This window comes from Burkholderia lata (genome assembly GCF_902499025.1).
Taxonomy (GTDB): Bacteria; Pseudomonadota; Gammaproteobacteria; order Burkholderiales; family Burkholderiaceae; genus Burkholderia; species Burkholderia lata_C.
In genome coordinates, this window is the sequence record NZ_CABVPW010000013.1 from 111192 (window position 1) to 133915 (window position 22724).

Annotated in this window: 27 protein-coding genes and 1 riboswitch; of the genes, 2 read left to right on the plus strand and 25 right to left on the minus strand. The window is 67.5% G+C overall.

Features of this window, described 5'->3' with window-relative positions:
* Positions 1–30: 30 nt before the first annotated feature.
* The 25 genes from BDI24065_RS15295 to BDI24065_RS15415 form a co-directional block, all read right to left on the minus strand.
* Positions 31–423: a DUF4870 family protein gene (locus tag BDI24065_RS15295; protein ID WP_046544796.1), complete on the minus strand. Its 393-nt coding sequence runs from the start codon at positions 421–423 to the stop codon at positions 31–33.
* A 69-nt stretch (positions 424–492) separates the two neighbouring features.
* Positions 493–858 (minus strand): phosphoribosyl-ATP diphosphatase, encoded by a 366-nt coding sequence (locus tag BDI24065_RS15300; protein WP_006485344.1) that lies wholly within the window; start codon positions 856–858, stop codon positions 493–495.
* On the minus strand, positions 855–1271 hold the full coding sequence (gene hisI, locus BDI24065_RS15305; RefSeq protein WP_174958698.1) for a phosphoribosyl-AMP cyclohydrolase: 417 nt from the start codon (positions 1269–1271) through the stop codon (positions 855–857). The genes BDI24065_RS15300 and hisI overlap by 4 nt, the downstream gene beginning before the upstream one ends.
* Positions 1271–2044, minus strand: a complete 774-nt coding sequence (gene hisF, locus BDI24065_RS15310) for an imidazole glycerol phosphate synthase subunit HisF (RefSeq protein WP_175031999.1) — start codon at positions 2042–2044, stop codon at positions 1271–1273. Before hisF ends, hisI begins: the two co-directional genes overlap by 1 nt.
* Before the next feature lie 107 nt (positions 2045–2151).
* Positions 2152–2907, minus strand: coding sequence for a 1-(5-phosphoribosyl)-5-[(5-phosphoribosylamino)methylideneamino]imidazole-4-carboxamide isomerase (gene hisA / locus BDI24065_RS15315; protein ID WP_175014747.1), 756 nt, complete (start codon positions 2905–2907; stop codon positions 2152–2154).
* Between the two features lie 163 nt (positions 2908–3070).
* The gene (gene hisH / locus BDI24065_RS15320) at positions 3071–3712 is read right to left on the minus strand and encodes an imidazole glycerol phosphate synthase subunit HisH (protein ID WP_175032000.1); all 642 of its coding nucleotides are present in this window, start codon (positions 3710–3712) and stop codon (positions 3071–3073) included.
* A complete protein-coding gene (locus BDI24065_RS15325) occupies positions 3709–4329 on the minus strand; it encodes a YchE family NAAT transporter (protein WP_011350729.1) in 621 nt (206 codons plus the stop codon). Before BDI24065_RS15325 ends, hisH begins: the two co-directional genes overlap by 4 nt.
* Positions 4330–4395: 66 nt before the next feature.
* Positions 4396–4983 (minus strand): imidazoleglycerol-phosphate dehydratase HisB, encoded by a 588-nt coding sequence (hisB, locus tag BDI24065_RS15330; RefSeq protein WP_011350728.1) that lies wholly within the window; start codon positions 4981–4983, stop codon positions 4396–4398.
* Between the two features lie 65 nt (positions 4984–5048).
* A complete protein-coding gene (hisC, locus tag BDI24065_RS15335; protein ID WP_175032001.1) occupies positions 5049–6122 on the minus strand; it encodes a histidinol-phosphate transaminase in 1074 nt (357 codons plus the stop codon).
* 148 nt (positions 6123–6270) lie between these two features.
* The gene (gene hisD / locus BDI24065_RS15340) at positions 6271–7587 is read right to left on the minus strand and encodes a histidinol dehydrogenase (protein WP_175032002.1); all 1317 of its coding nucleotides are present in this window, start codon (positions 7585–7587) and stop codon (positions 6271–6273) included.
* Positions 7588–7611: 24 nt separating this feature from the next.
* Positions 7612–8265, minus strand: coding sequence for an ATP phosphoribosyltransferase (gene hisG / locus BDI24065_RS15345; RefSeq protein WP_011350725.1), 654 nt, complete (start codon positions 8263–8265; stop codon positions 7612–7614).
* Positions 8262–9611, minus strand: coding sequence for a UDP-N-acetylglucosamine 1-carboxyvinyltransferase (murA, locus tag BDI24065_RS15350; RefSeq protein WP_175032003.1), 1350 nt, complete (start codon positions 9609–9611; stop codon positions 8262–8264). Before murA ends, hisG begins: the two co-directional genes overlap by 4 nt.
* Before the next feature lie 14 nt (positions 9612–9625).
* A complete protein-coding gene (locus tag BDI24065_RS15355; RefSeq protein WP_006477131.1) occupies positions 9626–9865 on the minus strand; it encodes a BolA family protein in 240 nt (79 codons plus the stop codon).
* Between the two features lie 56 nt (positions 9866–9921).
* A complete protein-coding gene (locus tag BDI24065_RS15360) occupies positions 9922–10677 on the minus strand; it encodes an ABC transporter permease (protein ID WP_175032004.1) in 756 nt (251 codons plus the stop codon).
* Positions 10674–11600, minus strand: coding sequence for an ABC transporter ATP-binding protein (locus tag BDI24065_RS15365; RefSeq protein WP_011350722.1), 927 nt, complete (start codon positions 11598–11600; stop codon positions 10674–10676). The genes BDI24065_RS15360 and BDI24065_RS15365 overlap by 4 nt, the downstream gene beginning before the upstream one ends.
* 192 nt (positions 11601–11792) lie before the next feature.
* Positions 11793–12068 (minus strand): STAS domain-containing protein, encoded by a 276-nt coding sequence (locus tag BDI24065_RS15370; protein WP_043191779.1) that lies wholly within the window; start codon positions 12066–12068, stop codon positions 11793–11795.
* Complete coding sequence (locus BDI24065_RS15375; RefSeq protein WP_175014750.1) at positions 12065–12694, minus strand: MlaC/ttg2D family ABC transporter substrate-binding protein; 630 nt, start codon at positions 12692–12694, stop codon at positions 12065–12067. The genes BDI24065_RS15370 and BDI24065_RS15375 overlap by 4 nt, the downstream gene beginning before the upstream one ends.
* Positions 12695–12803: 109 nt before the next feature.
* Positions 12804–13760 (minus strand): MlaA family lipoprotein, encoded by a 957-nt coding sequence (locus BDI24065_RS15380; protein WP_175032039.1) that lies wholly within the window; start codon positions 13758–13760, stop codon positions 12804–12806.
* A 31-nt stretch (positions 13761–13791) separates the two neighbouring features.
* The gene (gene mlaD, locus BDI24065_RS15385; RefSeq protein ID WP_041492723.1) at positions 13792–14352 is read right to left on the minus strand and encodes an outer membrane lipid asymmetry maintenance protein MlaD; all 561 of its coding nucleotides are present in this window, start codon (positions 14350–14352) and stop codon (positions 13792–13794) included.
* A gap of 24 nt (positions 14353–14376) precedes the next feature.
* Positions 14377–15144: a lipid asymmetry maintenance ABC transporter permease subunit MlaE gene (mlaE, locus tag BDI24065_RS15390; protein WP_175032005.1), complete on the minus strand. Its 768-nt coding sequence runs from the start codon at positions 15142–15144 to the stop codon at positions 14377–14379.
* Positions 15141–15962 (minus strand): ABC transporter ATP-binding protein, encoded by an 822-nt coding sequence (locus BDI24065_RS15395; RefSeq protein ID WP_128847766.1) that lies wholly within the window; start codon positions 15960–15962, stop codon positions 15141–15143. The genes mlaE and BDI24065_RS15395 overlap by 4 nt, the downstream gene beginning before the upstream one ends.
* A gap of 84 nt (positions 15963–16046) precedes the next feature.
* Positions 16047–17171 (minus strand): thiamine phosphate synthase, encoded by a 1125-nt coding sequence (gene thiE, locus BDI24065_RS15400; RefSeq protein WP_175032006.1) that lies wholly within the window; start codon positions 17169–17171, stop codon positions 16047–16049.
* Positions 17168–17983 (minus strand): thiazole synthase, encoded by an 816-nt coding sequence (locus BDI24065_RS15405; protein ID WP_011350714.1) that lies wholly within the window; start codon positions 17981–17983, stop codon positions 17168–17170. The genes thiE and BDI24065_RS15405 overlap by 4 nt, the downstream gene beginning before the upstream one ends.
* Positions 17984–18021: 38 nt before the next feature.
* Entirely contained in the window at positions 18022–18219 is a 198-nt protein-coding gene (gene thiS, locus BDI24065_RS15410; RefSeq protein ID WP_027783340.1) for a sulfur carrier protein ThiS, read from the minus strand.
* Positions 18220–18251: 32 nt separating this feature from the next.
* Positions 18252–19388, minus strand: coding sequence for an FAD-dependent oxidoreductase (locus BDI24065_RS15415; RefSeq protein WP_175032007.1), 1137 nt, complete (start codon positions 19386–19388; stop codon positions 18252–18254).
* Positions 19389–19613: 225 nt separating this feature from the next.
* A riboswitch (TPP riboswitch) is annotated at positions 19614–19737 on the minus strand.
* Positions 19738–20006: 269 nt separating this feature from the next.
* Here BDI24065_RS15415 and BDI24065_RS15420 point away from each other — a divergent pair.
* A complete protein-coding gene (locus tag BDI24065_RS15420; protein ID WP_175032008.1) occupies positions 20007–21776 on the plus strand; it encodes an ABC transporter ATP-binding protein/permease in 1770 nt (589 codons plus the stop codon).
* A complete protein-coding gene (locus BDI24065_RS15425) occupies positions 21773–22549 on the plus strand; it encodes an SDR family oxidoreductase (RefSeq protein ID WP_175032009.1) in 777 nt (258 codons plus the stop codon). Before BDI24065_RS15420 ends, BDI24065_RS15425 begins: the two co-directional genes overlap by 4 nt.
* Positions 22550–22724 lie beyond the last annotated feature (175 nt).

The window sequence follows — 22724 nt, forward strand, 5'->3', positions numbered from 1 at the left end:
TTGCTCCTGCAGACGCCCGAGCGCGGCCGGTCAGAACCAGGCCTGCGGATCGAGCGGCTTGTTGTCGTTCAGGTACAGCCAACCCTTGATGATACGGTACAGCGTCCAGATCCATGTGACAAACATCACTGCGAATCCGACCACCACGAACATCAGCGCGAACCCGATCACATACGCGATCAGTGCGCGCCAGAACGTGCGGATCTGCCACTCGAAGTGAGCCGCATACGGCGTACCGGCCACATCGTCGCGCTTCACGTAGTTGATGATGATCGCGATGATGCCCGTGACGCCGCCCGTCAGCCAATGAAACGCATAGAGGCCGTAGAGCACGTGAGTCAGCGTGCGCAGCCCGTTCAGGCGTTCGGCGTCCGCGGCCCCCGGCACCGACGGCGGCGGAAACTGGCTTGGCGTATCGGTCATGATGCTACCCCTGTTAGATGACAATTCTTACAGCTTACCGCACTGTGGCCATCCCGCGACAAGGGTCTGTCAGCCGCCGTTTTCCTCGCGCTCGCGACGCTTGCGCAGGGCCTTCTCTTCAATACCCGACAACCCTTCGCGGCGCTCGAGCTCGGCAATCACGTCGGCCGGGCTCAGGTCGAAATGCGACAGCATCACGAGGCAGTGGAACCACAGATCGGCCACCTCGCCGACGAGCGCGGTCGGCGCGCCGCCCTGGCGCACGTCCTTCGCGGCCAGTACGACTTCCGTCGCCTCTTCGCCGATCTTCTTCAGCACCGCGTCGTCGCCCTTGTGGAACAGGCGCGATACGTACGATTGATCGGGATCGCCGCCCTTGCGGCTATCGATCACGGCCGCGAGGCGCAGCAGCGTGTCTTCGGTCGATTGCGTCATTTGTAGATGTGTTCGGGGTCTTTCAGCACCGGATCGACCGCGACCCAGTCGCCGCTGTCGACGGTGCCTTCGAATTTCTGGAAGAAGCACGAATGCCGGCCGGTGTGGCACGCGATGCCCGACACCTGCTCGACCTTCAGCAGCACGACGTCCTCGTCGCAATCGAGCCGAACCTCGTGCACGTGCTGCACGTGGCCCGACTCCTCGCCCTTGAACCACAGGCGCTTGCGTGAGCGCGAATAGTAGACCGCACGCTGCGTCTCGATCGTCTTCGCCAGTGCCTCGCGATTCATCCACGCGAACATCAGCACGTCGTTCGTCGACGCTTCCTGCGCGATCACCGGCACGAGGCCGTTGTCGTCCCAGCGGACCTTGTCGAGCCACGCGGGCAATGCATTCGTTTCCGTATTCATCACAGCCTCACCGGGATGCCCTGGTCGGCCATGAAGCGCTTCGCCTCGCCGACCGTGTGCTCGCCGTAGTGGAAAATGCTCGCGGCCAGCACCGCATCGGCGCGGCCGTCCTTGATGCCGTCGGCCAGGTGCTGCAGCGACCCGACGCCGCCCGATGCGATCACCGGCACCGGCACCGCGTCCGACACGCCGCGCGTGAGCGCGAGGTCGAAGCCCGACTTGGTGCCGTCGCGGTCCATGCTGGTGAGCAGGATCTCGCCCGCGCCGAGCTCGGCCATCCTGCGCGCCCATTCGATCGCGTCGAGGCCCGTGTTCTTGCGGCCGCCGTGCGTGAAGACTTCCCAGCGCGGCGTCTCGCCGTCGGCCGACACGCGCTTCGCGTCGATCGCGACGACGATGCACTGCGAGCCGTACTTGTCGGCCGCGTCGCGCACGAGCTGCGGGTTCGCGACCGCCGACGAGTTCATGCTGACCTTGTCCGCGCCCGCGTTCAGCAGGCGCCGCACGTCCTCGACGGCGCGCACGCCGCCGCCGACGGTCAGCGGAATGAAGACCTGCGACGCGACGGCTTCGATGATCGGCAGGATCAGGTCGCGCTGGTCGGACGTCGCGGTGATGTCGAGGAACGTCAGTTCGTCGGCGCCCTGGTCGTCGTAGCGGCGGGCGATCTCGACGGGGTCGCCGGCGTCGCGCAGCTCGACGAAGTTGACGCCCTTGACGACACGCCCGGCAGTCACGTCCAGGCAGGGGATGATGCGTTTAGCTAGAGCCATGATGTTGCGCCAAATGCCGCGATGGGACGGCCGGTTGCGGAAAGCCTCGCGCGAGGCTTCCGGTCGGGGCCGCCTGCAGGCAGCCCCGGCGAGCGGGACAACCGCGCTTACGCGTTGTCGAGTTCGCCGTTCAGTTCGTCCGCGCGCTTTTGCGCGGCCGCGAAATCGAGATCGCCGGAGTAGATCGCACGGCCGCAGATCACGCCTTCGACGCCGTGCTCTTCCACTTCGCACAGGTTCTCGATGTCCACGAGGTTCGACAGGCCGCCGCTGGCGATCACCGGGATGCCGACCGCCTGCGCGAGCTTCACGGTCGCCTCGATGTTGATGCCCTGCAGCATCCCGTCGCGGCCGATGTCCGTGTAGACGATCGATTCGACGCCGTAGTCCTCGAACTTCTTCGCGAGATCGATCACTTCGTGGCCGGTCAGCTTGCTCCAGCCGTCGGTCGCGACCTTGCCGTCCTTCGCATCCAGCCCGACGATGATGCTGCCGGCGAACGCGGTGCACGCGTCCTGCAGGAAGCCCGGATCCTTCACGGCCGCCGTGCCGATGATCACGTAGGACAGGCCCGCGTCGAGATACTTCTCGATCGTCTCGAGGCTGCGGATGCCGCCGCCGAGCTGTACGGGGATTTCATCGCCGACTTCGTCGAGGATCGCTTCGATCGCCTCGAGATTCTTCGGCTTGCCGGCGAACGCGCCGTTCAGGTCGACGAGATGGAGCCGCCGGGCGCCGAGATCGACCCATTTGCGGGCCATCGCCGCGGGGTCCTCGGAGAAAATCGTGGCCTGGTCCATATCGCCCTGTTTGAGGCGCACACACTGACCGTCTTTGAGATCGATGGCCGGAATCAGCAACATAGCAATCGGGTGTCGTCGTGGAAAAAGAAAAGAATCCGGCGCGTACCGGCCAATCCGGTACCGCGCCGCCTCGCTAGTTTAGTACAACTCTTTCGGCGCTTAGGCGGGCGAGCCCCGTAAGACGGGCCGCTCAGGCCCGCCGACTGTGGCACGCACGCGACGCTCACGGCTTCCAGTGTACGAAGTTGCGATACAGACGCAACCCGACCTCCGCACTTTTCTCGGGGTGGAATTGGGTCGCGAAGAGGTTGTCCCGCGCGACCGCGGACGTAAACGGCGCACCGTAAGCCGTTTCGCCAACCGTATGTGCCGGGTTGTCCGGCGTCACGTAATAACTGTGCACGAAGTAGAAATACGCGTCGTCGGGCACGCCGTCCCACAGCGGGTGCGGCTGCGACTGGCGCACGCGGTTCCAGCCCATCTGCGGCACCTTGAAGCGCGAGCCGTCGTCCTGCAGGCGGCCGTCGAGCTCGAAACGCACGACCTTGCCGGGCAACAGGCCGAGGCCCTTCGTATCGCCTTCCGCGCTCCAGTCGAACAGCATCTGCTCGCCGACGCACACGCCCAGCAGCGGCTTCGTGCGGGACGCCTCGATCACGGCCTCCTGCAGGCCCGATTCGCCGAGGCAGCGCATGCAGTCGGGCATCGCCCCCTGGCCGGGCAGCACGACACGGTCGGCCGCGCGGATCGCGGCCGGCGTGTCGACGATCGCCACGTCGGCGGCCGGTTCGGCCTTCCTGAGCGCCTGCGCGACCGAGCGCAGGTTGCCCATCCCATAATCCACAATCGCAATCGAAGTTTTCATCTCAGTGCAGGCAGTAGCGCCCTCAGTCCATTGACGATGAATTCCACCGCCAGCGCCGACAGCATCAGACCCATCAGCCGCGTGGCGATGTTGATGCCCGTGCGGCCGATCCAGTTCGCGATCGGCTCGGCGAGCCGCATCGCGACGAAACACAGAAAAGCCAGGACCGCGCCGATCGCGACCAGCCCGGCCCGCTCATACCAGTGATGCGAGTTCGCCGCATAGATGATCACCGTGCTGATCGAGCCAGGGCCCGTGAGCAGCGGAATCGCCAGCGGCACGACCGCGATGTTGTCCTTCAGCTCGGCCTCGTGGCGCTCCTCCGGCGTCGATCGCGTGTTGCCGATCTGCGCGTTCAGCATGTTGATCGCCATCAGCAGCATGATGATCCCGCCGCCCACTTCGAGCGACCCGACCGAAATGCCGAAGAAGTTGATGATCTGCTGCCCGAGCAGCGTCGTCACCGTGATCACGCAGAACACCGACACCGATGCGATCCGGATCGTGCGCCGCCGCTCGGCATCCGTCTGCTGCGCCGTCAGGCTCAGGAAGAACGGCACCGCACCGACCGGGTTGATCAGCGCAAGCAGCGAAATGAACGATTTGAGCAGATCCATCGCAAGCCGGCGCCGTGCGCCGAAGCCGTGAGGTTGTCCTTGACGCTCCGTCCGGTCAGTTCAGGTTCAGAGGCTGCCCTTCGTCGACGGGATCTGCCCCGCCGCACGCTCGTCCAGCTCCACCGCCGCGCGCAGCGCGCGGCCGAAGGCCTTGAACACGGTTTCGAGCTGATGGTGCGCGTTGATCCCGCGCAGGTTGTCGATGTGCAGCGTGACGCCCGCGTGGTTCACGAAACCGCGGAAGAATTCGATCGACAGGTCGACGTCGAACGTGCCGATCCGCGCCCGCGTGAACGGCACGTGGAATTCGAGGCCCGGCCGGCCCGAGAAGTCGATCACGACGCGCGACAGCGCCTCGTCGAGCGGCACGTACGAATGGCCATAGCGGCGGATGCCCTTGCGGTCGCCGATCGCCTTCGCGACGGCCTGCCCGAGCGTGATGCCGACATCCTCGACCGTGTGGTGATCGTCGATATGCGTATCGCCATGCGCTTCAACCTCGAGATCGACCAGACCGTGTCGAGCGATCTGGTCGAGCATATGGTCGAGGAACGGCACGCCGGTAGCCAGCTTCTGCTGGCCCGTGCCGTCGAGATTGAGCTTCACACGGATCTGCGTTTCGCTGGTATTGCGAACGACTTCCGCCACACGCATGGCAATTCCTTGACTGAGTCGATGTAAATGGGGATTGATCGTTTCGCGCTGCGGCGCCAGGAGGCTCAACCGGGCAGCGCGAGTTTCAAAGCGGCCAGCAGGCGCGCGTTTTCGTCGGGAGAACCGACGGTCAGCCGCACGCATTCAGCCAGCAACGGATGCATTTTACTCACGTTTTTGATCAAAACCCGCTCGGTAAGCAGCGCGTCGAACACGGCAGCCGCATCCGGCACGCGCACCAGCAGGAAATTGCCGGCGCTCGGAAACACCGTCGCGCCCGGCAGCGCGGCCACGGCCTGCGCGAGGCGCGTGCGTTCCGCACGCAGATCGGCCGCCTGCGCGTCGAGCACGTCGAGGTGGTCGAGCAGGAAATCGGCGGTCGCCTGGGTCAGCACGTTGATGTTGTACGGCGGGCGCACCTTGTCGAATTCGGTCAGCCACGCGGGCGAACCGACGAGATAGCCGAGGCGGATGCCCGCGAGCCCGAGCTTCGACACCGTGCGCATCACGACGACGTTGTCGAACTCGGCGGCGCGCGGCAGCCACGAGCGAACGGCGAACGGCTGGTATGCCTCGTCGATCACGATCAGGCTGTGCCGCGCGGCCGCGACGATCCGTTCGATGTCGGCATCGTCATACAGCGTGCCGGTCGGGTTGTTCGGGTACGCGAGATAGACGAGCGCCGGACGATGCTCGGCGATCGCCGCGAGCATCGCGTCGACGTCGAGCGTCAGGTCGGCCTTCAGCGGCACGCCGACGAATTCGAGCTGCGCGAGCTTCGCGGACAGTTCGTACATCACGAAGCCCGGCACCGGCGCGAGCACCTTTGCGCCCGGCTTCGCGCACGCCACCGACATCATGCTGATGATTTCGTCCGAGCCGTTGCCGAGCAGCACGTCGCAGCCGGCCGGCACGCCCATCGCGTGGCGCAGCTTGTCGAGCAGCGCGGCCGGGCGCGGGGCCGGATAGCGGTTCAGCGCGACCTGCGCGAGACGCTCGCCGAGCGCCGCGGCGAGCGCTTCGGGCAGCGGGTACGGGTTCTCCATCGCGTCGAGTTTCACGAACCCGCTCGCGTCCGGCACCGGGTAGCTCGTCATCGCGAGCACGTCGCGGCGGATGATGTCTTGTGGCGTCGTCATGGTCTCAAGCCGGCGTACGTCGCGCCGGCGTCAATGGGTCGGCAGGGCGGCGGCTGCCGCCCTGCACAGGTGTGTCTCCAGCCCCTCTGCCTTCAGGGGCGAGCCGGGCGGCGCATCGGCGCCAGCCGCGGCCCCGCGCGGCGCGCGGTCAGTGCTTCATCCGGAACTCGGCGCTCTTCGCGTGCGCCTGCAGCCCCTCGCCGTACGCGAGCTCGGAGGCGATCTCGCCGAGCGTCTGCGCGCCTTCCGCGCTGACCTCGATCACGCTCGAGCGCTTGATGAAGTCGTACACGCCGAGCGGCGACGAGAAGCGCGCGGTGCGCGACGTCGGCAGCACGTGGTTCGGGCCCGCGCAGTAGTCGCCGAGGCTCTCGCTCGTGTAGCGGCCGAGGAAGATCGCGCCCGCATGGCGGATCTGCTTGCCCCATTGCTGCGGCTCCAGCGCGGAAATTTCCAGGTGCTCGGGCGCGATGTCGTTCGCGATGCGGCAGGCCTCGGCCATGTCGCGCACCTTGATCAGCGCGCCGCGGCCTTCGAGCGACGCGCGGATCACGTCCTGGCGCGACATCGACGGCAGCAGCTCGTCGATCGCCTTTTCGACGCGCTCGAGGAACGCACCGTCCGGGCACAGCAGGATCGACTGCGCGAGCTCGTCATGCTCGGCCTGCGAGAACAGGTCCATCGCAACCCAGTTCGGATCGGTCGTGCCGTCGCACAGCACGAGGATTTCCGACGGCCCGGCGATCATGTCGATGCCGACCGTGCCGAACACGCGGCGCTTCGCCGACGCGACGTATGCATTGCCGGGGCCGCAGATCTTGTCGACGGCCGGCACCGTCGCCGTGCCGTACGCGAGCGCGCCGACCGCCTGCGCACCGCCGATCGTGAACACGCGATCGACGCCGCCGAGCAGCGCCGCGGCAAGCACGAGGTCGTTCTTCACGCCGTCCGGCGTCGGCACGACCATCACGATCTCGCCGACGCCCGCAACGCGTGCGGGAATCGCGTTCATCAACACCGACGACGGATACGCGGCCTTGCCGCCCGGCACGTACAGGCCGACGCGGTCGAGCGGCGTGATCTTCTGGCCGAGCACCGTGCCGTCAGCTTCCGTGTATTGCCAGCTATGCGTGCCGCACTCGATCTTCTGCTTCTCGTGGTACGCGCGCACCCGCGCCGCGGCGGCTTCCAGCGCCGCGCGCGCCTTCGGCGCGAGGCCGTCGAGCGCCGTCTGCAGCGCGTCCTGCGGCAGCTCCAGCGCGGCGACGCTGTTCGCGCTCAGCCGGTCGAAGCGGTTCGTGTACTCGAGCACCGCGGCGTCGCCGCGCGACTTCACGTCGGCGAGGATCTGCGCGACCGATTGCTCGATCGCCGCGTCTTCGCTCGCCTCGAATGCGAGCAGCGCGCGCAGCTCGGCGCCGAAGCCTTCGCTCGTCGAATCGAGCTTGCGGATGGTGATGGACATGGGAGTTCCGTTACGGTGATGCGCTCAACCGCCATTCTGCGACGCGCGTTCGAACGCGTCGAGGATCGGCTTGAGCGCCGTGCGCTTCAACTTCAGCGCAGCCTGGTTCACGACGAGGCGCGACGAGATCGCCATGATCTCCTCGACCTCGACCAGATTGTTCGCCTTCAGCGTGCCGCCCGAGCTGACGAGGTCGACGATCGCGTCGGCCAGCCCGACCAGCGGCGCAAGCTCCATCGAGCCGTACAGCTTGATCAGGTCGACGTGCACGCCCTTCGCGGCAAAGTGTTCGCGTGCCGTTTCGACGTACTTCGTCGCGACGCGCAGCCGCGCGCCCTGGCGCACGGCGCTCGCATAGTCGAAACCGGCCGACACGGCCACCGACATCCGGCAGCGCGCAATGTTGAGATCGATCGGCTGGTACAGGCCCGAGCCGCCGTGCTCCACCAGCACGTCCTTGCCGGCCACGCCGAAATCGGCCGCGCCGTATTCGACGTAGGTCGGCACGTCGCTCGCGCGCACGATGATCACGCGCAGGTCGGGGTTCGTCGTCGGCAGGATCAGCTTGCGCGACGTTTCCGGATCCTCGGTGACCTGTACGCCGGCCGCGGCCAGCAACGGCAGGGTTTCCTCGAAAATCCGGCCCTTCGACAGGGCGAGGGTCAGCGGCGCAGTCATGCTTGGCTCCCGGAAAGGCGGCGCACGTTCGCGCCGACGGCGGTCAGTTTGGCTTCCATGCGGTCGTAGCCGCGGTCCAGGTGATAGATGCGGTCGACGAGCGTCTCGCCGTCGGCGCGCAGCCCGGCGATCACGAGGCTTGCCGACGCACGCAGGTCGGTCGCCATCACGTTCGCGCCCGACAGCTTCTCGACCCCCGTCACGAGCGCGGTGTTGCCGTCGATCGTGATGTTCGCGCCGAGCCGGTTCAGCTCCTGCACGTGCATGAAACGGTTCTCGAAAATGGTTTCGACGACCTGCGCGGTGCCCGTCGCGACCGTATTGAGCGCCATGAACTGCGCCTGCATGTCGGTCGGGAACGCCGGGTATTCCGACGTGCGGATCGTGACCGCCGACGGGCGGCGATCCATCTTCACGCGCAGCCAGCTGTCGCCTTCCTCGATCGACACGCCGGCTTCGCGCAGCTTGTCGATCACCGCGTCGAGGATGTGCGGGCGCACGCCCGTCAGCATCACATCGCCGCCGGCCGCCGCGACCGCGCACAGGAACGTGCCGGCCTCGATGCGGTCGGGGATCACCGAATGGCGCGCGCCGTGCAGCCGCTCGACGCCCTGGATCACGAGGCGATCGGTTCCGATGCCGTCGATTTTCGCGCCCATCGCGACCAGCAAGTGGGCGAGATCGCTCACTTCCGGCTCGCGCGCGGCGTTTTCGATCACCGTCTCGCCGTCGGCGAGCGTCGCGGCCATCAGCAGGTTTTCCGTGCCCGTCACCGTGATCATGTCCGTCACGATGCGTGCGCCCTTCAGGCGCTTCGCGCGGGCTTCGATGAAGCCGTGCTCGATGCTGATCTCGGCGCCCATCGCCTGCAGGCCCTTGATGTGCTGGTCGACCGGACGCGCGCCGATCGCGCAGCCGCCCGGCAGCGACACCTTCGCCTCACCGAAGCGCGCGAGCAGCGGCCCGAGCACGAGGATCGACGCGCGCATCGTCTTCACGAGTTCGTACGGCGCGACGAGATTGTCGACGTGCGACGCGTCGAGCTGCACGCGGCTACCGTCGGTCTCGCTCTTCACGCCCATCTGGTTCAGCACCTTCAGCGTGGTACGCACGTCCTTGAGATTCGGCACGTTGTCGAGGTCGACCGGATCGGCGGTGAGCAGCCCCGCGCACAGGATCGGCAGCGCGGCATTCTTCGCGCCCGACACGACGATCTCGCCCGACAGGCGGTGGCCGCCTTCGATCACGAGCTTGTCCATCCCATGGCCATGCGCTTCCCCGTTGGCGGCCGGGTGTGCCGTGGCGACGCTCTGGACGGCGTCGCGCTCGTTGACGGTGACTTGCACTCAGTGATTTCCGATTATGCGTTCTGCCATTCGGCGGGCGTCAGCGTCTTCATGCTGAGCGCGTGAATTTCCTGTTTCATGCGATCGCCGAGCGCCGCATAGACCAGCTGGTGCCGCTGGATCGGCCGCTTGCCTTCGAAGGCCGCCGACACGATCGTCGCGAAGAAATGCTGGCCGTCGCCTTCGACTTCCAGATGAGTACAGGCGAGACCGCCGGCGATGTATTGCTTGACCTGTTCGGGAGTCGGCAACATGGTGTAAGGCTCCTGTCGGCGCGCGCCGCCCGGATGGCGGCCGCTGCCTGTCGATATCAATGACGCAGTTTGTAGCCGGTCGCGAGCAGCCGCATCGCGATCAGCGCGAGCAGCACGAAGAAACCGGTGACGATCGCGAGGCTCTCGAACGGGTTGATGTCGGACGCGCCGAAGAACCCGAAACGGAAGCCGTCGATCATGTAGAAAAACGGATTGAGACGCGAGATCTCGCGCCACACGGGCGGCAGCGAGTGCGTCGAATAGAACACGCCGGACAGGAACGTCAGCGGCATGATCAGGAAATTCTGGAACGCGGCGAGCTGGTCGAACTTCTCGGCCCAGATCCCGGCGATCAGGCCGAGCGTGCCGAGGATCGCCGAGCCGAGCAGCGCGAACGCAATGATGAACAGCGGCGCCGCGAAATGCATCGGGATAAACCAGATCGTCACGACGAACACGCCCGTGCCGACCGCGAGGCCGCGCACCACGGACGCGAGCACGTACGCGCCGAAGATGTCGCGGTACGACAGCGGCGGCAGCAGCATGAACACCAGATTGCCGGTGATCTTCGACTGGATCAGCGACGACGAGCTGTTCGCGAACGCGTTCTGCAGCACGCTCATCATCACGAGGCCCGGTACGAGAAAGCTCACGTACTCGACACCCGGATAGACCTCGACACGGCCCGACAGCGCGTGGCCGAAGATCGTCAAATACAGCAGCGCCGTGACGATCGGTGCGCACACCGTCTGGAACGACACCTTCCAGAAACGCAGCAGTTCCTTGTAGAACAGCGTTTGAAACCCGCTCATGCCAATCCCTCGATGACGTCTGCCCCGTTCATCACCTGGACGAACACATCCTCGAGGTCAGCCTTGCGGACCTCGATCTCGTCGAACGTGCAGCCCGCCGCGCGGCATTGCGCGAGGATCCGCTCGACATCGTCGTAGCTCGTCAGGCGCAGCAGGTGCTCGCCCGGCGCGCGGGCGGCCGGGTCGGACTCCAGCCCGCGCAGCTCGGACGGCAGCGCGCCGGTCGCGAGGCGCAGGTAGAGCTGCAGCCCGGCGAAGCGACGCAGCAGCGCGTCGGTGCGGTCGAGCGCAACCACTTCGCCACGCCGCAGCATCGCGATGCGGTCGCACAGCGACTCGGCTTCCTCGAGGTAATGGGTGGTCAGCACGATCGTGTGGCCTTCGCGGTTCAGGCGCGAGATGAATTTCCACAGCGTCTGGCGCAATTCGACGTCGACGCCGGCGGTCGGTTCGTCGAGCACGATCACGGGCGGCCGGTGCACGAGCGCCTGCGCGACCAGCACGCGGCGCTTCATCCCGCCCGACAGCGCGCGCATGTTCGCGTCGGCCTTCTCGGTGAGGTCGAGATTGGCCATCACTTCGTCGATCCAGTCGTCGTTGCGGCGCAGCCCGAAATAGCCGGACTGGATCCGCAGCGTCTCGCGGACGGTGAAGAACGGATCGAACACGAGCTCCTGCGGCACGACGCCGAGTGCACGACGCGCGCCACGGAAGTCCTTGACGACGTCGTGACCGCGCACCGAGATACTGCCTTCGTCGGCCCGGGCTAGCCCGGCGAGGATACTGATGAGCGTGGTCTTGCCTGCGCCGTTGGGGCCGAGCAGACCGAAAAACTCGCCTTCCTCGACCGACAGGCTGACGCCCTTGAGCGCCTGAAGCGACTTGTAGCGCTTCTTGACGTGACGGATTTCTATGGCTGACATGACTGTGCGCGACGCCAGGGCCGCGACGCCTATTCTGTGCTTGCTGCGAATGAAAATGGGGGCCGGACGCCGATTGGCTGCCCCGCAAAACGCTTGATTATAGGGCAAACCGGCTGGTGGAGCCGGTGCCGGAGGCACGCGGCCTGAAGCTTGCGCGCGCCGGGCGGCGCGGCAGGCTCCGGTCGGGCAGCGTCAATGTCGCCCGGTGCCTTCGATGAGCGCGTCGACGCCGTAGGCGCGCGCGAGGCTGGCGAGCTTCGGGGGGAGATTGAGGATGTCGAGGGTCGCACCGCGCGCTTTGGCGGCACGTTGCCATGCGAGCAGCACGGCGAGCGCGGACGAGTCGAACTGCGTCAGCGCCGCGCAATCGACGGCGGTGGCGCCCGCGCCGATGCGCACAAGACCGTCCGCGAGCGCGGACTTCGCGCTCGCGACGGTCAGCGAGGAGCCGGCTTCGAAGCCACTCACGACGCTTGCTTGCCGGCGGCAAGTTGCTGGTTGCGCTGCGTGAGGAACTGGATCAGGCCGTCCACGCCGCTTTGCTGGATCTTCTCGTTGAACTGCTGCTGGTACGTCTGGATCAGCCATGCGCCGAGCACGTTCAGGTCATACACCTTCCAGCCGTTCGCCGACTTGTACAGGCGATAGTCGATCTGGACCGGCTGGCCGTTGTTCATCGCGACCGTCTTGACCACGACATCGGTATCGGCCGGATCGGCGCGGAACGGCGGGTACTGGATCTGCTGGTCCGGCTTCAGCTGCGCCAGCGCGCCCGAATACGTGCGGATCAGCAGCAGCTTGAACTGCTCCTGGACCTGCTGCTGCTGTTCGGCCGTCGCGGTGCGCCAGTTGCGGCCCATCGCGAGCTGCGTGGTGCGGCGGAAATCGGTGTACGGCAGGATGTCCTTGTTGACGATCGTGATGATGCGGTTGGTATCGCCCTGCTTGATCGTCTGCGCCTTGACTTCGTCGAGCACCTGCTGCGTCGCGGTCTTGATCAGCGCTTGCGGGTTCGACTGGTCGACTTGCGCGTGAGCCGCGCTGCCGAACGAGAACAGCGCCGCGAAAACGGGGATCAGGAACAGTTTTTTCATCATGGTGACCTGCATATGAGTCGATGCGGAGGTTGGAGCAGGTAGCTTACGCGCAAGTTCGCGCACGCTACCGACTGAATCGTTTCCGGCTGTAACGAATGTAAATCCGTCAGTGCAGCCGGATGCTCGGGAAGCGGAACCCGCCCGGCGACGGCGGCGCCACCTGCATTGCCGGAACGTTCGTTTCGCTCGCCGGGTTCGGCGATTCGGCCGTGCCCGAAGCCGGTGCGGCCACCGCCGCGCCCGATGCACCTGCCGGCGCCGTCGCACCGCCCACCGCCGCCGCGCCCGCCGTACCGGCTGCCGCCGGTGCCGCGCCGTCGTCCGGCAGGTCGTACTTCGGCAGCGCGTCGTTGCTCGACGTCGCGGCCGCCTCGCCGCGCGCGTTGCTGATCAGCATCTGGCGCCGCTGCAGGTACGCGTTGCGCACGAACGAATACTTGTCGAGCGCCGCGGCATCCAGCACGTCGCCCGCGCCGAGCAGGTTCGAACGCGTGTTCACGAGGTTGACGCCGAACAGGCCCCAGCTCAGGCCATCCGGCTTCACATAGGTAAGCGGGTTGCCGACGTAGTCGACGCCCAGGCCGGCCGTGTCGCGCAACGTGCTCGGGCCGAGCAGCGGCAGCACGAGATACGGGCCCGACGGCACGCCGTAGCGGCCCATCGTGATCCCGAAGTCGGCCGTGTGCTTCGGCAGCTTCGCGATCGTCGCGACGTCGAACAGGCCGCCGACGCCGAATACCGTGTTGATCACGACGCGCATGATGTCGCCGACGCCGTCCGCGATCCGCAGCTGCACGATGTTGTTCGCTGCGATGTAGACGTCGCCGATGTTCGAGAAGAAGTTCGTCACGCTGTCGCGCACCGGCTGCGGCACCACGTACTGGTAGCCCTTCGCGACCGGCTTCAGCGCATAGGTGTCGACCGTGTCGTTGAACTTGTACATCGACCGGTTGAAGCCTTCGAGCGGATCGCCCTTGGTCGGCGTCTGCACGGTCGCGCAGCCGCTCAACGCGGCGACTGCCGCTACCGCCAGCGCGGCGTGCCTGATGCGGATCGTCTGCATGGTCATTACCCTCTTGTTTTCTCTCGTGTGGTTATTGAGCCGCCGAACCGGAAGCAGCGGACACCGCCGACGCCGGCACCGCCACCGGTGCGGGCGCGGCCGGCGCACCGGCTGCCGGCTTCGCACCGCCCGCATCGGCGGCCTTGCTGTACAGGAACTGGCCGATCAGGTTCTCGAGCACGATCGCCGATTGCGTCATCGTGATCGTATCGCCCGTCTTCAGCATTTCGGTGTCACCGCCCGGATCCAGGCCGATATATTGCTCGCCGAGCAGGCCCGACGTCAGGATCTTCGCCGACGAATCCTTCGGGAACTGATACTGGCCGTCGACGTCGATCGTGACAAGTGCCTGGTACGTATTCGTGTCGAAGCCGATCGTCTTCACGCGGCCGACCACGACGCCCGCACTCTTCACGGCCGCGCGCGGCTTCAGCCCGCCGATATTGTCGAATTTCATCTTCACCGAATAGGTCGGCTGAAACGACAGCGAGCTCATGTTGCCGACCTTCAGTGCCAGGAACAGCACCGCAAGGAAGCCCACCACCACGAACAGGCCGACCCAGAAGTCGAGAGCAGTCTTTTTCATCGTCATCCCAAAATTTGGCTTGGCTGAGGCTTAGCTGAACATCAGCGCGGTCAGCAGGAAATCGAGGCCGAGTACGGCGAGCGACGCGAACACGACCGTCTTGGTGGTCGCGCGCGACACGCCCTCGGGCGTGGGCTTCGCTTCATACCCCTGATACAGCGCAATGAAGGTCACGGCGAACCCGAACACGATGCTCTTCAGCACGCCGTTGCCGACGTCGGCCCAGACCTGCACGCCGCCCTGCATCTGCGACCAGAACGCGCCCGGATCGACGCCGATCAGCACGACGCCGACGATATAACCGCCGAGCACGCCGACCGCGCTGAAGATCGCGGCGAGCAGCGGCATCGCGATGATCCCCGCCCACATGCGCGGGGCGATCACGTTCTTGATCGGGTCCACCGCCATCATCTCGAGCGCGGTGAGCTGCTCGCCGGCTTTCATCAGACCGATCTCGGCCGTGAGCGACGTGCCCGCGCGGCCCGCGAACAGCAGCGCGGTGACGACCGGCCCCAGCTCGCGCACGAGCGACAGCGCGACCAGCAGCCCGAGCGCCTGCTCGGAACCATAGCGGTTCAGCGTGTAATACCCCTGCAGACCGAGCACGAAGCCGACGAACAGCCCGGACACGGCAATGATCACGAACGAATAATTGCCGAGGAAGTGGATCTGCTTCGTGACCAGCCGCGGCCGGCGCAGCAGCGGGAAGAATTCCAGCACGAGGCGCACGAACAGCCGCGTGCCGTAGCCCGCGCGCTCGAGGCCGCCGATGACGTAACGTCCGATCGCGCTGATCATGCGCGCCCTCCGCCGAGCCCGAAATCCGCTGCGAGCGGCGGGCTCGTGTAATGAAATTTGAACGGGCCGTCCGGCGCGCCGTCGATGAACTGCCGCACGCTCGGATCGGTCGAGGCGCGCAGCTCGTCGGGCGTGCCCTGTGCGAGCACACCGCCGTTGGCCAGGAAATACACGTAGTCGGCGATCGCGAACGATTCCGGCACGTCGTGCGTGACGAGGATCGACGTGGCGCCCAGCGCCTGGTTCAGCGTGCGGATCAGGTTCGCGGTGATGCCGAGCGAGATCGGATCGAGGCCCGCGAACGGCTCGTCGTACATGATGAGCTGCGGATCGAGCGCGATCGCGCGTGCCAGCGCAATGCGGCGCGCCATCCCGCCCGACACCTCGGACGGCATCAGGTCGCGCGCGCCGCGCAACCCGACCGCGTTGAGCTTCATCAGCACGAGGTCGCGGATCAGGTCTTCGGGCAGGTCGGTATGCTCGCGCAGCGCGAACGCGACGTTCTCGAACACCGACATGTCGGTGAACAACGCGCCGAACTGGAACAGCATGCCCATCTTGCGGCGCAGCGCGTACAGGCCGTCGCGCGTTTGCGCGCCGACATCGGCGCCGTCGAACAGCACCTGGCCGCGGCGCGCACGCACGAGGCCGCCGATCAGGCGCAGCACGGTCGTCTTGCCGCAACCCGATCCGCCCATGACCGCAACAACCTGCCCGCGCCCGAAGCGCAGGTTCAGGTTCGACAGGACGAGGCGGTCGCCGTAGCCAAAGTCGACGTCGCGGAGTTCCAGCAGTGTGTCGGTAGGAGTGGGGCTCACGGAGCGGACAATCCTTTTACGCAGAACGCCGAATTATAGGGCCTGCATTGGAATGATGTCGTGACGCCGTTCCGGGCCCTGCGGTCAATGATTGTCAAATTGTCCGGGAAAACATTGCTGCAGTGCAATAAGCGCAGTCCGATAATCGGCCGCACCCGTCACCGCACTGACCACCGCGACGCTGCCGACGCCCGTTGCCAGCACGGCCGGCAGCGCATCGAGCCCCACCCCGCCGATCGCCACGAGCGGCGCCCGCGCGCCCGCGAAGCGCGCATAGCGGCTGATTCGCGCGAGACCCTGCGGCGGTGCGGCAACAGCCTTGGTCGCGGTCGCGTACACCGGGCCGAGCGCGAGGTAGCTCGGGCGCTCGTGCAGCGCCCGCAACATTTCGTAATAACCGTGGCTCGAAAGTCCGAGCCGCAGGCCCGCGCGCGCGATCGCGGCCAGATCGGCCGTTTCGAGGTCTTCCTGGCCCAGATGAACGCCGTACGCCCCTTCTTCTGCAGCGATCTGCCAGTGATCGTTGATGAACACGCGCGCATCGGGATAGCGGCGCCCGGCCGCGACCGCGCGGGCGATTTCCCGCCGCAACGCGTCCGGCGTCGCACCTTTCACACGCAGTTGCACGGTCCGCACGCCGCAGTCGAGCACGCGCTCGACCCATTCGGCGTCCGGCACGACCGGATAAAGGCCGAGTTGCGCGGGGCACGGCGCGAACGCAGGCTCGGGCGCGGCCGGCAGCCCGGCGACACGCGGGAACCGCGCGGCGTCGACCGGCCACGCATCGGCGGCGTGCGTTTCGTCGCCGTCGCGCCAGGCCAGCGCCAGCACCAGCGCATCGACCGGCGCAAAGCCGCAATCGAGGAACGCGGCGAGCGCGGCGATCCAGTCGTCCCCGAGCGGATGCGCGGCGTCGAGTGCGTAGCGGGCACCTGCCGTGTGCAGCACCGCGCCCTGCTCGTCGAATTCGATCGCGACCGCGCCCGCCGCCGCGGGCCGCGACGCGGCCGATGCGCGCGCCTGCGCGGCGCGATCGCCCGCCGAAACGATCAGCACGTCGCCGTCGACAGGCGTGTCGGGCACCGCGACGCAGAGCCGCCACGGCGCCGCGCTACCCGGCCAGTCGCCGAGCCGCGCGCGAATCCGCTCGGCCGCTTCGGCCAGTTCGTCGGCCGGCGGCCAGAATGCATCGGCGAAACGCGCGCTCATGCGCCGCCCCCGTCCTGGTGCCAGAACGGCATCCCGACGACCGGCGTGCTCGCATGCGCGGTCTCGCGCGCGTCCATCGGGCCGGCAAGATACGCGGCACGGCCGGCCTCGACGCCCTGCGCAAATGCGCGCGCCATGATCTCGGGGTGCGTGGCCTGCGACACGGCGGTGTTCAGCAACACGCCGTCGAAGCCCCACTCCATTACCTGGCATGCGTGCGACGGCACGCCGAGCCCCGCGTCGACGATCAGCGGCACGTCGGGCAGCCGCTCGCGCAGCACGCGCAGGCCGTACGGGTTCACGACGCCCTTGCCGGTGCCGATCGGCGCGCCCCACGGCATCAACGCCTCGCAGCCGACATCGAGCAGGCGCCGGCCGATCACCAGATCCTCGGTGCAGTACGGCAGCACCTTGAAACCGTCCTTGACCAGTTGCGCAGCCGCTTCGATCAGGCCGACCGGGTCGGGCTGCAGCGTGTAGTCATCGCCGATCAGTTCGAGCTTGATCCAGTCGGTGCCGAAGACCTCGCGCGCCATGTGTGCGGTCGTCACGGCTTCGGCCACGGTCTGGCAGCCGGCCGTGTTCGGCAGCAGCGGCACCGCGTGGCGCTTGAGCAGGTCGAAGAAGCCGGCTTCGGCCGTGCCGCCCGTCATCTGGCGGCGCAGCGCGACCGTCACCATCCCCGGCCGCGACGCGGCGATCGAATCGGACAGCGACTGCAGCGACGGATAGCGCGACGTGCCGATCAGCACGCGGCTTGCGAAGGTTTCGCCGTACAGCGTCAACGCGTCGGCGGAGGTGAGGGACGTCATGTCGTTTTCCTGAAAGAGCGGGGACGAACCGGCGGCGCTCAGCCGCCCGCGACCGGGTGCACGACGTCGAGCTTGTCGCCCGCCGCGAGTGCGCGCGCCGCGTGCTGCGTGCGCGCGACGAAGTTGCCGTTCAGCGCGACTGCGTACGGCGGACGCGCGCCGTACGCGGCGAGCGCGTCGGCGACCGTTGCGCCGTCGGGCAACGTCAGGGTCTGTTGATTGATCTGGATATCCATGAGGCTTCGTCGAATTCGGTCGGCAGCGCGCGTCAGGCCGGCTGGCGCGTGTCGTTGCGGTGATGAAGGAGCGTCGGCCAGCGCGCGGCGTCGCGCCACGCGGCGAACGCGTCGGCATCGCCGAACGCGCCGCCCAGCGCGGCTTCGGCGACCGCGACCGCCGCGTGCGCCACTTCCGGCGCGATCATGAAGCCGTGCCGGTACAGGCCGTTGACGGCGAGCGTCGACGCGCCGTCCCAGATCACCGCCGGGCGATGATCGGGCAGCGTCGGCCGGCACTGCGCATTGAGTTCGAGGATGCGCGCCTCGCCGAACGCCGGATGCACGGAGAACGCCGCGCTCAGCAATTCGAGCGCGGAACGCACGCTGACGGGCGACATGTCCTCGCCCTCCACCTCGGTCGCGCCGATCACATAGAGATCGTCCTGCTTCGGCGCGATGTACAACGGATAGCGCGGATGCAGCAGCCGCACGGGCCGGGTAAGCCCGATGCCGGGCGCACGCACGCGCGCGACTTCGCCGCGGATGCCGCGCAACGCGGGCAGCGCGGGTTTCGCGCCGAGCCCGCGGCAATCGATCGTGAAATGCGCGGCGGGCAGGTTCGCATCGTCGATCGTGACGTGCCAGTGCAGGTCGACGCCGCGTTCGACGAGGCCCGCCGCGAGCGCGCGCAGCGCCTGGCGATTGTCGAGCTGGCCTTCGTTCGGCAGCAGCAGGCCGCGCGCGAAGCGGCCCGCGAGCACCGGCTCGGCCGCGTCGACCTGCGCGCCGGCGAGCGTCACGAAACCGTGGTCGAACAGGTCGGCCGGCGCGTTCGCGCGCACGCGCCGCTCGAACAGCGGCGCCTCCGCGCGGTCCGCGTGATGCCAGACGACGAGCGTGCCGTGATGCTGGAAGAAGACGGGTTCGGGCAGTTCCGCGAGCCACTGCGGCCAGCGCGCGAGCGACGCGGCGCCAAGCTCGGTGATCAGCAGCTCCGCGCTCGCCGCTTCCGCGAGCGGCGCGAGCATCGCGGCCGCGATCCACGCGGCCGACTGCTCGCCGTCCGGGCCGCCGCGCTCGTAAAGCGCGACGCGATGCCCGTCGCCTGCGAGCCGCCATGCGATCAGGCGGCCGACGAGGCCGCCGCCGAGCACCGCGAAATCGGGTCGGGAGTCACGGACGTTCATCGTGCGCCCTCCGCGCGAGCACGCACGACGAACGTCGACGTGCACGCGCCGCCGCATGCGAACGCACGCGACATCGGGCCGGGAACCATGCAAAAGACTGAAGATTGTGCGGTCATCATTCCTTCCGTAACGCGCAAAGCGCGTACCCAAAAGGACGAAACCGGCAGCAAAGGCCGGCCGGGCGGGACAAGGGCGCTGACCATGTGGGATGGCAGCCAGCGCGACCCGGCGGGTTCAGAAACTTCCCTCGCCGGTATTACCCGGATCGGGTGCAAAGGGTTTTTCTCAGCCTCATCGCGCTGCCCGGAACATCTGCCGGCCGCGCCACGAAGCACCCCTGTTTCGTCGTCGGCCATTAGACCATAAAAGCGGAAAGCGCCGCAAACTGTCCCCCTTGCGGCAAATTCGCCGTCGTGCCGCGCCGCTCTGGCACAATGCCCGCAGGCCGGCCGCGCGAGCGGCCGGTTGCCGCGTCACCGCCGGCCTTAAGTGCCGTTTAAGACGCGCGGGCGACCATCCGGACGCCCGCCGTCAGTCGGCGCCGCGTCCCGGCATGCCGTATCGCGGCGCGCGCCCGGCTTCGCCCGGCCCGCGCGCCGGCTACTCATCAGGAAGCACATGACCCAATCGATCGATCCCGTCCGCTCCGCCTCCGACGCGCCGCAGGACGAGCGCCCGGTATCCGCATGGAGCCTCATCAAGCCCTACTGGGTATCGTCCGAATGGAAAATCGCATGGGGCCTGCTGGTCACGATCATCGCGATCAACCTCTGCGTGGTCTGGATCAACGTCCGGCTGAACAAGTGGAACGCGGAGTTCTACAACGCGCTGCAGTCGAAGGACGTCCACGACTTCCCGAACCTGCTGATGCAGTTCTCCGCGCTCGCGTTCGCTTTCATCATCCTCGCCGTGTACGGCCGCTACCTGCGGCAGATGCTCGGCTTCCGCTGGCGCCAGTGGCTCACCGACCGCTTTCTCGGCCAGTGGCTCGGCGATCGCGCGTTCTACCGGATCGAACGTGACCGCCTCGCCGACAACCCCGACCAGCGGATCACCGACGATCTCCAGTCGTTCGCGACGACCACGCTCGCGCTGTCGCTCGACCTGCTGTCGACGGTCGTCACGCTCGTGTCGTTCATCACGATCCTGTGGTCGCTCGCTGGCGCGCTGACGTTCACGCTCGGCGCGACGCCGATCGCGATTCCCGGCTACATGGTGTGGGCGGCCGCGCTGTACGCGGTGGTCGGCTCGCTGATCATCCAGAAGGTCGGCCATCCGCTCGTGTCGATCAACTACCAGCAGCAGCGCGTCGAGGCCGACTTCCGCTTCGGCCTGATCCGCGTGCGCGAGAACGCCGAGCAGATCGCGTTCTACGACGGCGAGAAGACCGAGACCGGCAACGCGCAGAACCTCTTCATGCGCATCCGCGACAACTGGTGGCGCGTGATGAAGTACACGAAGCGGCTCACGTTCGTGCTGAGCTTCTACGGGCAGATCGCGATCATCTTCCCGCTCGTCGTCGCCGCGCCGCGCTATTTCGCGGGTGCGTTCTCGTTCGGCGTGCTGATGCAGATCTCGTCCGCGTTCGGCACCGTCAGCGATTCGTTCTCGTGGTTCATCAACAGTTACTCGACCCTGGTCGAGTGGCGCGCCACCGTCAACCGTCTGCGCGAATTCAAGCGCGTGATGGGCACGTCGCACCTGAAGGAAAGCCTGTCGCCCGCGACCGAGCACGGCGGCATCAACCTGCACTACGTCGACGACGCGACGCTGTCGACGTCGTCGCTCAAGCTCGCGCTGCCGAACGGCAACGCGCTCGCGAACATCGGCAGCGTCACGATCGAGCCCGGCTCGCGCTGGCTCGTGATCGGCAAGTCGGGTTCCGGCAAGAGCACGTTCATGCGTGCGCTCGCGGGCCTGTGGCCGTTCGGCGACGGCGCGATCGATGCGCCGGTCGGTGCGCGGATGATGTTCGTGCCGCAAACGAGCTACCTGCCGATCGGCACGCTGAAGGCCGCGCTCACGTATCCGGCGACGGCCGACGCGTTCAGCGACGAAGCCTGCCGCGACGCGCTGCGCGCATGCCGCCTCGCGGATTACGTCGAGCGCCTCGACGAGACCGCGCACTGGACCCGCGTGCTGTCGCCCGGCGAGCAGCAACGCCTGGCCGGCGCACGCGTGCTGCTGCACAAGCCCGACTTCCTGTTCCTCGACGAAGCGACGAGCGCGCTCGACGCCGACAACGAGGCACGCCTCTATCACCTGTTCGCCGAACGGCTGCCGAAGGCCGCGATCGTCAGCATCGCGCACCGCGAGTCGCTGGCCGCGTTCCACGTCGGCACGATCAACGTCGAGCGCGTGAGCGACAGCGACAAGGTCGCGGCTTGAGCGCACGCGCCGCGCACATCGCACGCATCGCGCTGATCACCGGCGCCGGTTCGGGGATCGGCGCGGCGCTCGCGCGGCGGCTCGCGGCACCCGGCATCGCATTGGCGCTGCACGCGCGCGGCGCGGACGACGCGGCGCGCGCCCGGCTCGCCGACGTCGCCCGCGCGTGCACGGCTTCCGGCGCGGAGTGCGTCACGCTCACCGGCGATCTCGGCGAGCCACGCGTCGCCGCGTCGCTCGTCGATGCAACCGCCACGCGCTTCGGCGGGCTCGATCATCTCGTCGCCAACGCCGGCTTCGCCGCGCGGCAATCCTTTTCCGGTCTTGCCGCGGACGCGCTCGCGTCCGCCTTCGCGGCGATGCCCGGCGCGTTCTCGGCGCTCGCGGGCCGCGCGCAGCCGCTGCTCGAAGCGTCGGCCGCGCCGCGGATCGTCGCGGTCAGTTCGTTCGTCGCGCACCGCTACCGCGCAGACTCACCGTTCGCGGCCACCGCCGCTGCGAAGGCCGCGCTCGAATCGCTGGTGCGCTCCGCCGCCGCCGAATTCGCCGCGCGCGGCATCACCGTCAATGCGGTCGCGCCGGGCTTCACGCGCAAGGACCACGGGCCCAGCGCCGGCAACGCCGCCGTGTGGACGCAGGCCGAACAGGCGACACCGCTCGGCCGGATCGCCGAACCCGACGACGTCGCCGCGCTGATCGCGTTCCTGCTGTCGGACGCCGCGCGACAGATCACCGGCCAGGTCGTTCATGTCGACGGCGGCCTGACGCTCTGAAGCAAGCGCCTGCGCGCCCCGCTGGCGCGTGGATCATCGCCGTCGCCAGGGCCCGCATGGCGCCCAAGCGCGATCGGCCATCGCGCCTTCCCCGAACGCACGCCCACCGCCCTCACCGCTCGCCGCGCCGCCACGCACCTGCACTCGCCTTTTTGGCACCCCGCATCCCGCCCGT